Source organism: Roseococcus sp. SDR, assembly GCF_019083995.1.
In the GTDB taxonomy this organism is placed as follows: domain Bacteria; phylum Pseudomonadota; class Alphaproteobacteria; order Acetobacterales; family Acetobacteraceae; genus Roseococcus.
On sequence record NZ_JAHRCU010000013.1, the window covers coordinates 137939 to 152204 of the forward strand.

9 protein-coding genes and 1 tRNA gene are annotated in these 14266 nt (G+C 68.3%); 6 read left to right on the plus strand and 4 right to left on the minus strand.

Going from position 1 to position 14266, the window contains the following annotated elements; genetic code table 11:
- Window positions 1-24: 24 nt before the first annotated feature.
- The 4 genes from tmk to KTR66_RS15740 are packed head-to-tail and all read right to left on the minus strand — an operon-like array spanning window position 25 to window position 3730.
- Window positions 25-645 carry a dTMP kinase gene (gene tmk / locus KTR66_RS15725; RefSeq protein ID WP_213614066.1) on the minus strand — a complete coding sequence of 207 codons (621 nt, stop codon included), beginning with the start codon at window positions 643-645 and terminating at the stop codon, window positions 25-27.
- The gene (locus KTR66_RS15730; RefSeq protein WP_213614068.1) at window positions 642-1856 is read right to left on the minus strand and encodes a D-alanyl-D-alanine carboxypeptidase family protein; all 1215 of its coding nucleotides are present in this window, start codon (window positions 1854-1856) and stop codon (window positions 642-644) included. Before KTR66_RS15730 ends, tmk begins: the two co-directional genes overlap by 4 nt.
- 42 nt (window positions 1857-1898) lie before the next feature.
- Window positions 1899-2753, minus strand: coding sequence for an RlpA-like double-psi beta-barrel domain-containing protein (locus tag KTR66_RS15735; protein WP_213614070.1), 855 nt, complete (start codon window positions 2751-2753; stop codon window positions 1899-1901).
- Window positions 2750-3730, minus strand: a complete 981-nt coding sequence (locus tag KTR66_RS15740; RefSeq protein ID WP_213614072.1) for a lytic transglycosylase domain-containing protein — start codon at window positions 3728-3730, stop codon at window positions 2750-2752. The genes KTR66_RS15735 and KTR66_RS15740 overlap by 4 nt, the downstream gene beginning before the upstream one ends.
- A gap of 135 nt (window positions 3731-3865) precedes the next feature.
- On the opposite strand from KTR66_RS15740, the gene KTR66_RS15745 reads away from it, so the two are divergent.
- From KTR66_RS15745 to KTR66_RS15770, 6 genes are all read left to right on the plus strand, one after another.
- On the plus strand, window positions 3866-5266 hold the full coding sequence (locus tag KTR66_RS15745) for an MmgE/PrpD family protein (protein WP_213614074.1): 1401 nt from the start codon (window positions 3866-3868) through the stop codon (window positions 5264-5266).
- A complete protein-coding gene (locus KTR66_RS15750; protein WP_213614076.1) occupies window positions 5263-6048 on the plus strand; it encodes an SDR family NAD(P)-dependent oxidoreductase in 786 nt (261 codons plus the stop codon). The genes KTR66_RS15745 and KTR66_RS15750 overlap by 4 nt, the downstream gene beginning before the upstream one ends.
- A complete protein-coding gene (locus KTR66_RS15755) occupies window positions 6048-6785 on the plus strand; it encodes a metallophosphoesterase (RefSeq protein WP_213614079.1) in 738 nt (245 codons plus the stop codon). The genes KTR66_RS15750 and KTR66_RS15755 overlap by 1 nt, the downstream gene beginning before the upstream one ends.
- Window positions 6782-7534: an HpcH/HpaI aldolase/citrate lyase family protein gene (locus KTR66_RS15760; RefSeq protein WP_213614081.1), complete on the plus strand. Its 753-nt coding sequence runs from the start codon at window positions 6782-6784 to the stop codon at window positions 7532-7534. Before KTR66_RS15755 ends, KTR66_RS15760 begins: the two co-directional genes overlap by 4 nt.
- Before the next feature lie 39 nt (window positions 7535-7573).
- Window positions 7574-7663 (plus strand) — tRNA-Ser (locus KTR66_RS15765).
- A gap of 921 nt (window positions 7664-8584) precedes the next feature.
- The coding region (locus KTR66_RS15770; protein WP_213614084.1) for an Ig-like domain-containing protein at window positions 8585-14266 on the plus strand (5682 nt) is incomplete at its 3' end.

A 14266-nucleotide genomic window follows, 5' to 3' on the forward strand; every position in this document is an offset into this window, starting at 1 on the left:
GGACCGGATTCCCACGGGGCGGAATCACGGCATGCCCAACCTTCCGCGCGCCACGGCGATCACGGCCGCAGAGACCTCTGCGAGCGGGCGTGATGCATCCAGCACCGCGATCCGGCCGGGTTCGGCCGCAGCCTGTGACAGGAAGGACTGCCTGATCCGCTCGTGGAAATCGAGACCGAGCCGGTCATACCGGTTGGCATCCCCGCGCGCCATGGCGCGTGCCAGGCCGAGTTCCACCGGGATGTCGAGGTAAAGTGTCAGGTCGGGCGCCGCCGTGCCCAGCGTGGCGGCCCGCAACTGCTCCCAGGTCCGGCGTGGCGCGCCCTGTCCGGCCACTTGGTAAGCCAAAGTGCTGTCAAAGAAGCGGTCGCAGACCACGAAACTGCCGGCCGCCAGACTCGGCGCGATGGTCTTGGCCCAATGCTCGCGCCGGGCGGCGAAGTGAAGGGCCATCTCGGCCACCGGGTCCCAGCCCGAACGTCCCAAGAGCAGGCCACGGATGGCCTCCGCTCCCGCGGAGCCGCCCGGCTCCCGCGTCCGAAGGACCGAATACCCAGACTCTGCGAGCCAAGCGGCCAGAAATTTTACCTGGGTTGTTTTTCCTGAGCCTTCGCCGCCTTCGAATGTGATGAGTCTGGGACTCAAATCCGCCCGCCCATCATCTGTCCGATCACGGCAGGAATCCGGGCCAGAACGCCCAGCCGTTCCACATCAGCACCGGCATAAAGCGGAAGGGTCATGGGCGGCACGCCTCGCCCCGAGATCTCGAGCCGGCCGAGTTCCTGGCCCTTGACCACGGGCGCGGGCACCGGCGCCTCGTAGCGGATGCGCGCCTGCAGGCTGTCCCGCCACCCGCGGGGGACGGTCGCCACCACCTCCCGCCCGCCGATCAGCGGCACGGTCCGGCGATCGCCCAGGTGCACCGGTACCTCCTCGATCGTGTCGGCGGCGCGGAAGAGGACGACGTTGTCGAATTCGCGGAAGCCCCATTCCATCAGTCGCTCGGATTCCTCGGCCCGGGCGCGCATGGTGGGCAAGCCGCCCACCACCAGGATCAGCCGCCGCTCGCCCCGCCGCACGCTCGCGGTCAGGCCATAGCCCGCCTCCTCCGTATGGCCGGTCTTCAGCCCATCGGCGCCGGCGACGCGGCCCAGAAGAGGATTGCGGTTCTCCTGCGTGATGTTGTTCCAGCGGAAGCTGCGCTCGCTGTAGAAGCGGTAGAATTCCGGATGGTCCACGATGATGCGCCGCGCCAGGGTGGCGAGGTCCCGAGCCGTCATCCGATGCTCCGGATCCGGCCAGCCGGTGGCGTTGCGGAAGGTGCTGGAGGTGAGGCCGATCTGTCGCCCAAGGCTGGTGATCATCTCGGCGAAGGCGCGCTCGGAGCCTGAGATGTGCTCGGCCAGCACCACGCAGGCATCATTTCCGGACTGGATGATGACGCCGCGCGAGAGCTCCTCGACGGTTGCGGTGCTGCCGCGCTCCAGGAACATCTTCGAGCCGCCCATGCGCCAGGCGGCCTCGCTCACCGTCAGCGACTGATCCATGCGCAGCCGGCCCGCCTTCACCTGGTCGAACACGGCATACATGGTCATCAGCTTGGACATGGAGGCGGGGGGCATGCGCTCATCCGCCTGCTTGTTCAGCAGCGTCGCCCCCGTCTCGAAATCCAGCAGCAGGACCGAGCGCGCGATGGTGTCCACCGGCCCGATCGGCGATTGCGCAGGTGAACTGGGCGGGCCGGCGGGGCGCGCGGGCTGCGGCCGCTGCGGCTGTGCGGGCGGGCGGTTCTGCGCCAGCGCCGGGGCGGCAAGCCCGAGCCCGGCGGAGGCGCCGATCATGGTCCGGCGAAACATCTCGATTCCCTTGGCGACAGGTCCAGGCAATACGCTGCGGCTTCAGTCCACCGCAAGCCGCAGATCAGGCTGACCCAGAGCGATGGCGCGGGCGAGCGCCGCATCCGCCTCGGCGATGCTGGCATAGGGCCCGGAGCGGACGCGCCATTGCTGCTGCCGGCCCGGCGGCCCGACGGCCTCTGCCCTGCCACCGATCCGCGCGGCCTGCGCCTGGGCGAGATCGCGGCGGAAGAAGCGCCCGGCTTCGAGCCAGATGCGCCCTGGGTTGGGCGAGCCCTGGATCACCTGTTCCGGCAGGCGTTCCGGCTCACGGAGGCTGGTGGTCACCTCGTTCGCGGGCCTTGCTGCCGCCTGAACCGGTTGCGCCGCCCCGCGCGCCCCCTCCGGCGGAGCGAGGGATTCGCGCTCCACCCGGCCGACCGGCGCCGTGGCGATGGGCAGAGGCGCCGCCTGGCCGGCCAGTCCCTCGATCGCGGCGCGGGAGGCATTGCCGTCCACCACGACACGCGCCCGGAAGGGTCCGGCAGCGCCCAGAAGCTGCGCGGCGCGGGGCGAGACGGCGATCACGCGCCCTGCCTCGGCCGGCCCGCGATCATGCACCCGAAGCCGCAGCGAGCGGCCATTGTCCAGGTTGGTGACGGTCACGATGGCCGGGAGTTGCAGCGTCCGGTGCGCGGCGACCATGCCCGCCGGGTCACGCGCCTCGCCATTCGCGGTCAGGCCCTGGGCGCGCTGCATGATGGCAGCGATGCCGCTTTCATCCAGCGCGAATTCTTCCTTGGGGTAGGACCAGAGGCCGCCGGCCCGGTAAGGCTCGCCGAGAACATAGCGCGGCTGAGGTTGTGGCGCGGCCGTACAACCTGCAAGGACCAAAAGCCCAAGGATTAAAAGCCTCACGCCACTCGATCCGACAGCAATCCCACGGCCGTCGCGTAGAAGTTGGACGGGTTGTAGCGCCGGATCGCCATGAAGTTCACGCCGACCATGAAGGACTGGTCATCGCCTCGAGACAGACCAGGAATCACGACTGCCCATTCACCTGGGCTGCCCGGCAGGCCGCCGCCGCTGGCGCGGGTCACGCCCATCCGCGCCCATTCGGCCATGGCGCGCATCTGCCGGTGATCGGCAAGGCTGGTATCGAAGCCGCGCGGCAGCAGCACCTCGAAGCCCCAGACCTCCCCTTCCCGCCAGCCACTCCGGGCCAGGTAGTTGGCGATGGAGCCCAGCGCATCGGCCTTGTTGTCCCAGATGTCGCGCTTGCCGTCGCCGTCGAAATCCACAGCCAGCCGCTCGAAGCTCGTCGGCATGAATTGCGGATGGCCCATGGCGCCGGCATGGCTGCCGCGCATCCGCTCGAAGCTGACGTTGCCGGCATCCAGGATGCGCAGGGCAGCCAGTAACTCGGCCCGGAAGAAGGCGGCGCGGCGCCCCTCCCAGGCGAGCGTCGCCAGCGCTTCGATCACGTTGAAATTGCCGGTGAAGCCGCCGTAGTTCGTCTCCATGCCCCAGATGGCGACGACGACCCGCGCGCTCACGCGGTAACGCGCCTGGATGCTCTCCAGCAGGGTCCGGTTGTCGGCATAGGCGCGCCGCCCGGCCTCGATGCGCGCGGGCGAGAGCCGCGCATCGCGGTATTGCGGCCATGTCTGCGTGAATTCGGCCTGCCGGCGATCCAGCTCCAGCACGCGTTCATTCGGACGCAGGCCGTTGAGTGCCCGGTTCAAGGTCGCTGGCCGCACGCCGGCGCGGCGCGCCTCGGTGCGGACGCCCTCCAGGAAGGCCTCAAAGCTGCCTTGCCCGAGGGCATTGCGGGCCAGGGCCGGGGAACCCAGCAGGGCCACGAATCCGGCAGGCAGGACACGGCGCTTGAACATGCCGGGCTTGGTGCCATTTCCCGCCCCCCGCCGCAACGCGCAAGTGCCATGGTCGGCCATCGCGAAGGCGCATGGCGTCTGGTCGCTTCGCGAGGGCTATGGTTTGATCGGCGAAACGCTCCCGAGGACAACGCCATGACCGCCGTGACCGCCGCCTTCGCCCGCTATGCCGCGAATATCCGTCATGAGGACCTGCCCGCCGAGGTCGAGGCGCGCACGCGCTTCCTGATCCTCGACCTCCTGGGCAACATCGTCCGCGGCCGGCATGACGCCGAGAGCAGCCTGCCGCTGATGGCCGCCGCCCAGGCGATGGGTCTCAGCCATGGCAACCATGCCGTCTTCGGCGAGACGAGCCGCTGGTCCCCCGCCGGGGCCGCGCTGCTGAATGGCGCCTTCGCCCACAGCCTCGACTTCGACGACACGCACGCCGCCGGCACGCTGCACCCCGGCGCCCCCGTGATCCCGGCCGCACTCGCCGCCGCCGAGATCTGCGGCGCCTCGGGCAAGGACATCATCGCCGCCATCGTGGCGGGCTATGAGGTGACGAACCGCCTGGCCGTGGCGCTGCCCGGCGGCGACCATTACGACCGCGGCTACCACCCGACGGCCACCTGCGGCGTCTTCGGTGGCGCCGTCGCCGCTGGCCGAGTTTTCGGGTTCTCCGAGGCGCAAATCGCCGATGCGCTGGGCATTGCGCTCAGCCAGTCCGCCGGCAGCCTGCAGTTCCTCGCCAACGGCGCCTGGACCAAGCGCTTCCAGGTGGGCTGGGCCGCGATGGCCGGCCTCTCCGCCGCACTCCTGGCGCGCGAGGGCTTCCGTGGCGCCACTGAGGCGCTGGAGGGCAAGGCCGGCTTCCTGCGCGCCTATGCACCGAACCCCAACCCCGAGCGCGCGATCCGCAATCTCGGGAAAGAGTTCGAGCTGATGGAGACGGCGGTAAAGCCCTATCCGTCCTGCCGCTACGGCCATGCCAATGTGGATGCGGCGCTGGCGCTGCGCGCCGAGCACAATCTGAAGGCCGAGGAGATCGAGAGCGTCACCATGGGGCTGCCCAACAAGGGCATGCTCCTGGTGGGCGCGCCGCTCGCCTACAAGCAGAATCCGAAGAACGTGGTGGATGGCCAGTTCTCTGGCCCCTTCGTCGTGGCCTGCGCCCTGGCCCACGGCCATTTCGGCTGGGACAGCTACCCGAAGATGGACGCGCCCGAGTTGCGCGCGCTCATGCCCAAGATCACGTGCGAGGAAGACCCCGAGATCCAGGCCGAGTTCCCGGCCAACATGTCGGGCAAGCTCACCATCCGCGCCCGTGGTCAGACCTTCGTGAAGAAGGTTGTCGTGCCCAAGGGCGAGCCGGCCAACTTCCTGACCGAGGCCGAGCTGCGCGCCAAGTTCCATGGCCTGGCCGATGCCGTGCTTGGGGCTGAGGGCGCCCGCGCGCTGGCCGATGCGGTGGTGGGCCTCGCCTCGGCCTCTGACGTGCATGGCCTGATGCGCCTTGGCGCGCCCCAGGCGGTCCTCCGCCTCGCCGGCGAATGAGCACGCGCGTCGCCCTCGTCACCGGGGGCGGACGGGGCATCGGCCTCGCCACCGCGCGGCGCTTCCTGGAGGAGGGCTGGCAGGTCGCCCTCCTCGACGTCGATCCCGATGTACTGGCGAGCGGCGTGGCCTCGCTTTCCGGCCCCTTGGCTTCTCCCGTGCTGGAACTGCTTTGCGATGTCTCCGACGCGGCCGCGGTGGAGCACGCCGTGCGGCGCACGCGGGAGCGTTTCGGCCGGCTGGACGCGCTGGTGAACAACGCCGGCATCGCCATCTTCAAGCCGCTGCTGGAAACCACGCAGGAGGATTGGAACCGCGTCCTCGCGGTCAATCTCACCGGTCCCTTCCTGATGACGCAGGCGGCCGCCCCCCTGATGGCCGAGGGCGGGGGTGGGGCCATCGTCAACATCGCCTCCATCTCGGGCCTGCGCGCCTCCACGCTGCGTGTCGCCTACGGCACCAGCAAGGCCGCATTGATGCATCTGACGAAGCAGCAGGCGGTCGAACTCGCCGCGCTCGGCATCCGCGCCAATTGCGTGGCGCCCGGCCCGGTGGACACCGCCATGGCCAAGGCCGTCCACACGCCCGAGATCCGCGCCGACTACCACGCCGCGATGCCGCTGAACCGTTATGGGCTGGAGAGCGAGCTGGCGGATGCGATTTTCTACCTCTGCTCCGAGCGCGCCAGCTACATCACGGGCCAGGTGATCGCCGTGGATGGTGGCTTCGAGGCGACAGGTATCGGCCTGACGACGCTGCGCGCCGAGCGACGGAACCTCTGATGCGCCTTGCCGTCATCTCCGACATCCACGGCAACCTCATGGCGCTGGAGGCCGTGCTCTCGGACCTCGCGAGCCGCGGCGTGGATGCCACCATCAACCTGGGCGATTGCGTGGCCGGCCCCCTCTGGCCGCGCGAGACCTTCGAACTGCTGGCCGACCTCGGCATCCCCACCGTGCGCGGCAATCACGACCGCTGGATCGTGGACCGGCCGGCCGAACAGATGCCGCCCGCCGGTCTCTTCGCGCGCGAGGCGCTGACCGAGGCGCAGCGCGCCGTGCTGCACGCCCTGCCCGCCACGCTGCAGTTCACGCCCGAGATCCTGGCCGTGCATGGCACACCCACGGATGACACCGCCTATCTGTTGGAGGAGGTGACGGAGGATGGGCGCCTCGCCCCCGTCCGCCGCGCCATCCTGGCCGAGCGGCTGGCCGGGGCGGCACCGCCGGTGCTGCTCTGCGGCCATTCGCACCGCCAGGCCGTCGTGATGGGGCCGGCCGGCACGCTGATCCTGAACCCGGGCAGCGTGGGCTGCCCCGCCTTTGCCGATTCGCCCGCGGCGGGCGGGCTGGAGCATCGCTCGCCGCATGCGCGCTACGCCGTGCTGACGAAGCAGCATGGCCGCTGGGGAGCCGAACTGCTCGCTCTTGAATATGATTGGGATGCGGCCGCGCGCCGCGCGGATGGATTGGGCTGGCCGCGCTGGGCGCGAGCGCTGGCGACCGGGAGCGTCGAATGACCAACAAGATGAAGGCCCTTTTTGCGGCCGGGAAGCCCGCGCTGGGCTGCTCGCTGATGTTTCCCTCGGCGCCCATCGTCGAGATGCTGGGCCATGCGGGCTTCGACTGGGTGCTTTTGGATTGCGAGCATGGCTCGCTCTCGCTCGCGGATGTCGAACTCATGTGCATGGCCGCCGATGCGGTGGGAATCACGGCCATCGGCCGGCCGCGCAGCAATACGACGGCCGACATCCAGCAGATCCTGGATCGCGGCGCGGCGGGGGTGCAGATCCCGCACATCAATACGGCCGAGGATGCACGCCGCGCCGTGGCCGCCGTGAAGTTCGGACCGGGAGCAGGCCGAGGCCTGGCTGCCGGAACGCGGCCGGATCGTTGGGGTATGGGCGCCAAGATGCCGGATTTCGCCGCGCAGGCGAATGCGCATTCGCTGGTGTGCGTGCAGTTGGAGCATGAGGAGGCGATCGCCAATGCCGAGGAGATCCTGAAGGTCCCGGGCATCGACGTCTTCTTCATCGGCCCGTCCGACCTCTCTCAATCCATGGGCCACCCAGGCAACCCCAAGGCGCCGCCGGTCGCCGCCGCGATCGAGACCACGCTTGCCCGCATCCGCTCGGCCGGCATGACACCGGGCATGCCCGCCACCACTGAGACCTTGCCCGAGGTGCTGGCCAGCGGCTGCCGCTACATCTACACGCACCTGCCTCGCGTGCTGGGTGCGGGCGCCAGGGGCTTCCTGACCGCCCGGTGATTGACGCGAGGGCGCGATCCGCGCGACGAAGCGCCCGCGGGACAGGTGGCCGAGTGGTTTAAGGCAGCGGTCTTGAAAACCGCCGTGGGGGCAACTCCACCGTGGGTTCGAATCCCACCCTGTCCGCCATGCAATGTCGGAAGGCCGCGCCCCGGCCTCGAAGCCGGGCGGAGGACCGCCTCTCAGCCCGCGTGAGTGCCATATGAGGGAAGCGCACCGTAGCGCTTCGCATGCCTGCGCCTGCCACCGCTGGCTGTTGCGCTTGCCCAGGGGCGACATCTCCGCATGGGTGACCGGACGCCCTGCTCCCCTCACCTCCCCTCCATCGGCCATCGCCTGATGCACGGGACAGGGCGAAGAGGGCGAGGCGTGGCGCGAGAATCCAAGCGGCGAGAGAATGGGTGCCGAAGAAGCCCTGCGCGTCGTCAGTGCCCGGGGCCTGCCAGCTGCGCGCAAGTCGGAACTCCGTGTGCACCGGTCCGTATCCTCCGCCATGCACGCCGCGCCGTGACATGGCGTTGCATGCCATCCGGGCAGCAAAGTGGGCATGCCGGTGCGGGCCGGGAATCACTTTCTCCCCCGGTCGGCGGGCACGAAGCGCTGCCTTCTCCACAGATTCTTCACGCTCGCCACACCGCGCGTAGAGGGACACCAAAACACAACCTATCCGAGCAAAACGGGGATCGCTCTTCCCGCATCCGGCGATCGCTGCCGATGATATGGATGGAATGGAATAAGTAAGGGATTTCCTCGGCTTATATGCATTCCCGGGCTCTTGTTCACCCTGGATGGACACGCGACGCGCGCAAAAAATGCTTCGTAATGCAACTTGGGGTTGCTGTATCGTCCCTGCATAGATCGAAAATTGCAAATATAACTTCGGCCTTCTTGTCTATACGATTGGTTTCTCTGCAATCCGATTCTCGCGCTTTGTTTGATCTCGCATTGACATGCACTTCACGATCTGGCGGTGTGTGTGACGGAAGCGTCATGTGGTCGCCCTTTTTCGGGAGCGATCACATGCGGAAGCACAACGCGAGGAGCCCCCCAATGACGACGTCGCCCTTCACCGAGAACAATGATGTCCGCTCGCTGAACAACAGCGCCAACAACATTCAGGCGGGCGCGGGCGACGATGTCGTTCTGGGCAATGGCGGCAACGACACCCTCGATGGTGAGGAAGGCGATGATTCCCTGAGTGGCGGCACGGGGAATGATACCCTCATCGGCGGGTCCGGCACTGACACCGCCCTCTACTCCGACGAACTCACCCTCGCCGACATCGCCTATGGCGTGGGCGGCTGGACGGTGACCGGTGCGGGCGACGGAACCGACACCCTGACGGGCATCGAAGTCATCCAGGACGGCAGCGAGCCGTCGCAGCGCTTCCTGCTGGTCGGCCATGGCGGCTTTGCCAGCATCCAGGCGGCCATTGATGCGGCACAGGCGGGCGACACCATCGTCGTGGGCGAAGGTAACTGGGGCTCCTTCACCGTCGGCGCGCACCTGACCGGCCTCACCATCGCCGGCGTCAACCATGCCACGGCCGGTGACGAGCATGGCGCGGGCGGCAGCGTGATCAACGCCTATGGCTCGGTCGTCAACGCCACCGGCGTGACCATCACGGGTCTGCGCTTCGACGTCTCCGGCAACCAGGGGGCCGAAAGCTCTGCGCTGCGGATCAACGCCGCCGATGCCACGGTTGAGAACAACGTGTTCTACCGTACCGGCGCGGCCGGCAGCAGCACGTGGCACCACGCCATCGTGGTTGACAACGCGGCGGGCGTGACCATCGCGGACAACCTTTTCGACCAGGCGGCGCCCGGCCCCTTCACCTCCACGCAGAGCAACGGCTGGCGCAACGGCGTGCTCGCCTCGGGCACCGGTACGGCCGACCTCAGCATCACGGGCAACACCTTCCAGGGCGGCGGCACCTCCGCGCTGTCGCTGCTGGCGCTTGGCGCTGCCACAGAGGTGGCGGGCAACACCGTCTCCGGCTACGGCACCTTCGCCACCATCGCTGACCCGTCCATCAACAACCCTGGCAGCGTCTTCTCGGACAACGCCTATACCGGGCCTGCGGCCAACCTCGGCGGCAACGGCACCTTCCTGAACGCCCAGGCCGGCAGCGGCGGTGCCGTGACCGTGGACGCCGATGATCTGGCCGCGGCGGGCAACACCAGCCTCGTTAACGGCACCTCGGGCTTCATCATCTTCAATGGCGGCGCGAACGTCGCCGACGACACCCTGTCGGGTGGCGCGGGCAATGACGCACTCGGCGGCAGCGGCGGCAACGATGTGCTGACCGGCGATGCGGGCGACGACGTGCTGACCGGCGGTGCGGGCAATGACACGATTGACGGCGGTGAAGGCACCGACACGGCCGTCTATGGCAATGGCGGCGTGACGGTGAACCTGACCACCGGCACCAGCTCCGGCGCGCAGGGCGCGGACAGCCTCTCCGGCATCGAGAATGTGACCACCGGTACCGGCAACGACCTGGTGCTGGGCAACCGCTTCTCCAACGTCATCACCACCGGTGCGGGCAACGACACGATCGACGGCCAGGGCAATGACAGCGTCGGTGGCATGGCCAGCGGCAATGACGTGATCGACGCGGGCGACGGCACGGGCGACGTGGTCGTCATGTTTGGCAACTTCCTCAGCTACACCATCGGCTTCAGCGACGGCAGGCTGACCCTCACGCGCGACGGCGAGACCACCACGCTCAGCAATGTCGAGCGGGTGAACTTCGCTGATCGGACGATGCTGGTGGTGGACCAGGACAGCGTCGCCAGCGATGTGACCACGATCGGTGCGGCGTTGACGACGGCAGGCGGCATCAGCGGCCCTGTGACCATCCTCATCGCTGACGGCACCTACGCGGAAGATCTCTCCGTCACCCGCGGCGATCTGGCGTTCCTGGGCCAGAGCGAGGCGCGTACGCTCCTCACCGGCCAGGTCAGCGTGACCGGCACGCTGGCGGGGTCGCTCGGCTTCCAGGATCTGAGCATCGACGCGACGGGCAAGAGCTACGGCATCATCTACAACGCGATCGCCGGCGCGGGCACGAGCCTCTCGCTGGATGGCGTCTCCATCAGTGGCGCGCTCGAGAATGCGCTCTTCTACGTCCGGCCCGGCAACAGCAGCGAGCCGAGCAACACCTCGGGTCTGCTGGCCGCGATCAGCGTCGTGGACAGCAGCCTGAGCGACAGCGGGGTGACGAACACCGGCAATGGTGGGCGTGGGCTGATGAACCTCTTTGGGTTCAACGGCAGCCTGACCGTCACGGACAGCGACTTCCTCGTGAGCGACGGCGCCAGCGCGCGCAAGGGCATCACGATGACCGGCGCGCCGCGGTCGGGCACGCTGAGCGATGCCGGTGCCATCCTGTTCACCGGCAACACGATCCAGGGCGCGTTCCTGACGGACGCCATCTCCTTTTATAACTACAACAGCTTCGCCAGCTTCACGGCCAGCGGCAACACGGCCGATGTGACGGCGCCCTGGGGCGTGCTGAACATGGACAAGGTCGGCGGCACGATCAGCACCGCCGACTTCTTCACGAGCGCCGAGAACGCTGGAACCCTGCCCGGCTCGCCGCCCCCGGGGACGCCCTCGCCCATCATCGTCATGCAGGGCAACGCCACGGGCGATGCGTTCACGGCCGGCGGCACCAACGACTTCGTCCTGGGCAATGCCGGCGATGATTCGCTGCAGGGCGGCGGTGGCAACGACGTCATGACCGGCAATGCCGGCAATGACACGTTGCTTGGTGGCGCCGACAATGACAGCCTCGATGGCGGCGCCGACAATGACAGCCTCGTGGGCGGTGAAGGCATCGACACGCTGACGGGCGGTGCGGGCGACGACATCCTCGATGGCGGGGATGGCGCGGATGTGCTCACCGGCGGCGATGGGACCGACACGGCCATCTATGCCGCCAGCCTGACTTCGGCGGATATCCGCCTGGTCGACGGGGCCTGGCAGGTTACGGCCGATGGCGTGACGGACACGCTCGCCAGCGTGGAAGTGGTTGACGGCGCCGGCGCGGGCAAGTTCCTGCTCGTCGGTGCGGGCGGCTTCGCCACGATCCAGGCGGCGATCGACGCGGCCGATGCGGGTGACACCATCATCGTCGCGTCCGGCAGCTTCGGCGGCGCGACGGTCACGAAGGACCTCACCATCCTCGGCGCGAAGCATGGCGTGGCCGGCTTCACGACCTTGGATCTGACCGGCGAGGCGCGCAGCGCCTCTGGTGAGACCGAGATGACGGGCGGCTTCACTGTCGCCGAGGGTGTCAGCGTCGAGATCAATGGTTTCCGCTTCGTCAACACCAATGCCATCAACACCAACAGTGGCAGCCTGGTTCAGGATGTGGTGTTCACCAACAACGTGGTGGTCGGCGGGGTCAACCAGTTCATCGGCAACGCCAACGGCCTGGGCACCGTCACGATCACCGGCAACTACATCAACAGCGCCACCAGCAACGGCTTCCAGATCAACGGCAGCGCCAATGGCAGCGTGACGATCGAGGGCAACGTCTTCGACGGGACCGGCAGCGGCGGGGCCGCGGTGAATGCGAACGGCATCGCGACCTTTGGCTTCAGCGACAACGTGGTCATGAACACCAGCTCGCACGGCATCCAGGTGGCCGGCGCGATGGGTGACGTGACCATCGACGGCAACCTCTTCGATGGGACGGTGCAGTCCGGCCTGCTGGACCGCGGCGCGATCTCGGTGTCGAACCCGCAGGGCTTCACCAGCCTCGCCATCACGGACAATACGGTGACCGACAGCCCCTTCGGCCTGGTCTATCGTGGCGGCAACGACGCCAATCCGGGCGCCATCACGCCGACCCTGTCCGGCAATGACTTCACGGGCGCGACGGTCGGCGCGATCGGCTACGCCGGCAACAACAGCGCCAACGCTCTGACCGGTGGCGCCGAGGATGCGGTGTTCCGCGGCTTCGACGGCGCCGACACGCTGTTCGGTGGTGGCGGCGACGATGCCATGGATGGCGGCACGGGCGTGGACGTGGCGCTGTTCGACACGACCGTCGCGGCGGCCTCGGTCTCCGCGAGCGGCGGCGGCTGGACGGTCGTCAATGGCGGCGACAGCGACACGCTCACCAATGTCGAGATCATCAGCCACGCGGGCGGGCGCATCCTCCTGGTCGGCAATGGCGGCTTCGCCACGATCCAGGCGGCGATCGACGCGGCCGATGCGGGTGACACCGTGCTTCTGGCCGCAGGGACCTATAGCGGTGCGGTCAACATCAACAAGGCGGTGACGCTGCTTGGCCCCAATGCGGGGATCGCCGGGAATGGCGACCGCGACGATGAGGCCGTGATCACCGGCGCGGTGACGATCTCGGCCGCGATCGGCGATGTGTCCATCGGCGGCGTCGAGTTCCGCTACACCGGCGCTGCGAACTCCCTCGACGTGATGCTCAATGTCACCGGGGCGGCGGATGTCACGATCGAGGACAACCGCTTCTTCACCGAGGCGGCGCAGGGCGGCGCCGGCAGCGGCCGCGCCATTCAGCTGACCACGGCAGCGGGCGGCGATATCACGATCGACGACAACTTCTTCGGCGGCGTGGTGGTGAATGCGGGGGATCGGTTTGGCACTGCCAACTTCAACCGCGCCATCTGGTCCGATGGCAGCTCGGCCAGCCTGACGATCACCGACAACACCATCGCCAACGCGCGCACCGCGGTGAACCTGGATGGTTTCGACCCCGCACCGGTGACCACCGTCACGGGCAACACCATCATCAACAGCGGCAGCGGCTTCTCGATCGCCACGCCCAGCGGTGCGTCCATCACGGGCATCTCCGGGAACGTCTTCCAGAACGTTCAGACCGACTTCAACCTGCAGAACGTGACCACGGCGTTCAGCTTTGCCGCGGGGACCAACTCCTCCACCACGGCGGTCGAGGCGGAGCCCGGGCTGCGCGTACTTGGCGGTACCCAGGATGACAGCCTGACGGGCAACGCTGGCATCGATGAGCTGTCTGGCCGGAACGGCAATGACACGCTGAATGGCGGCGGCGGCAACGATGTGCTCAACGGCGGGGCGGGCAATGACAGCCTGGTCGGCGGTGAGGGCACCGATACCGCGATCTTCAGTGCCGGCACGACCTTCCTCAGGAATTTCGACGGCAGCGTCACAGCAACCGGCCCGGACGGCACGGACGTCCTGCGCGGTGTGGAATCGGCAGTCGTGGGCGCGACGCCTGTGGACCTCACAGCCATCGCGACGCCCGACGTGACCATCGCCCTGGCGCAGGACAGCGGCAGCGACGAGGATGATCTGCTCAGCAACAGCGCCGATGTGAGCGGCACCGGCCGGCCGCTGACCGATGTGACGGTGACCTGGACGGTGGGCGCGGTCAGCGTCTCCACCACGGTCACCGCCGATGCCTCGGGCAACTGGACGGCGACCCTCCCCGTGAGCCCGCTCCTGCCCGATGGCGCGGTGACGGTGACGGCCGAGCAGACCGACGGCGTGGGCGGCACGGACAGCGCGAATGTCGAGTTCGAGTACGACACGGCCACGGCCGAGCCGGCCATCGACCTTGTCGCGGCGTCCGACAGCGCGGATGACGACGACAATGTGACGAGTGACGCGACGCCGACCTTCTCCGGCACCGCGGAGGCCTTCGCCTCGGTCGCCATCTTCCGCGACGGCGACCTGGTGGACACGGTCACGGCCGATGGGGATGGC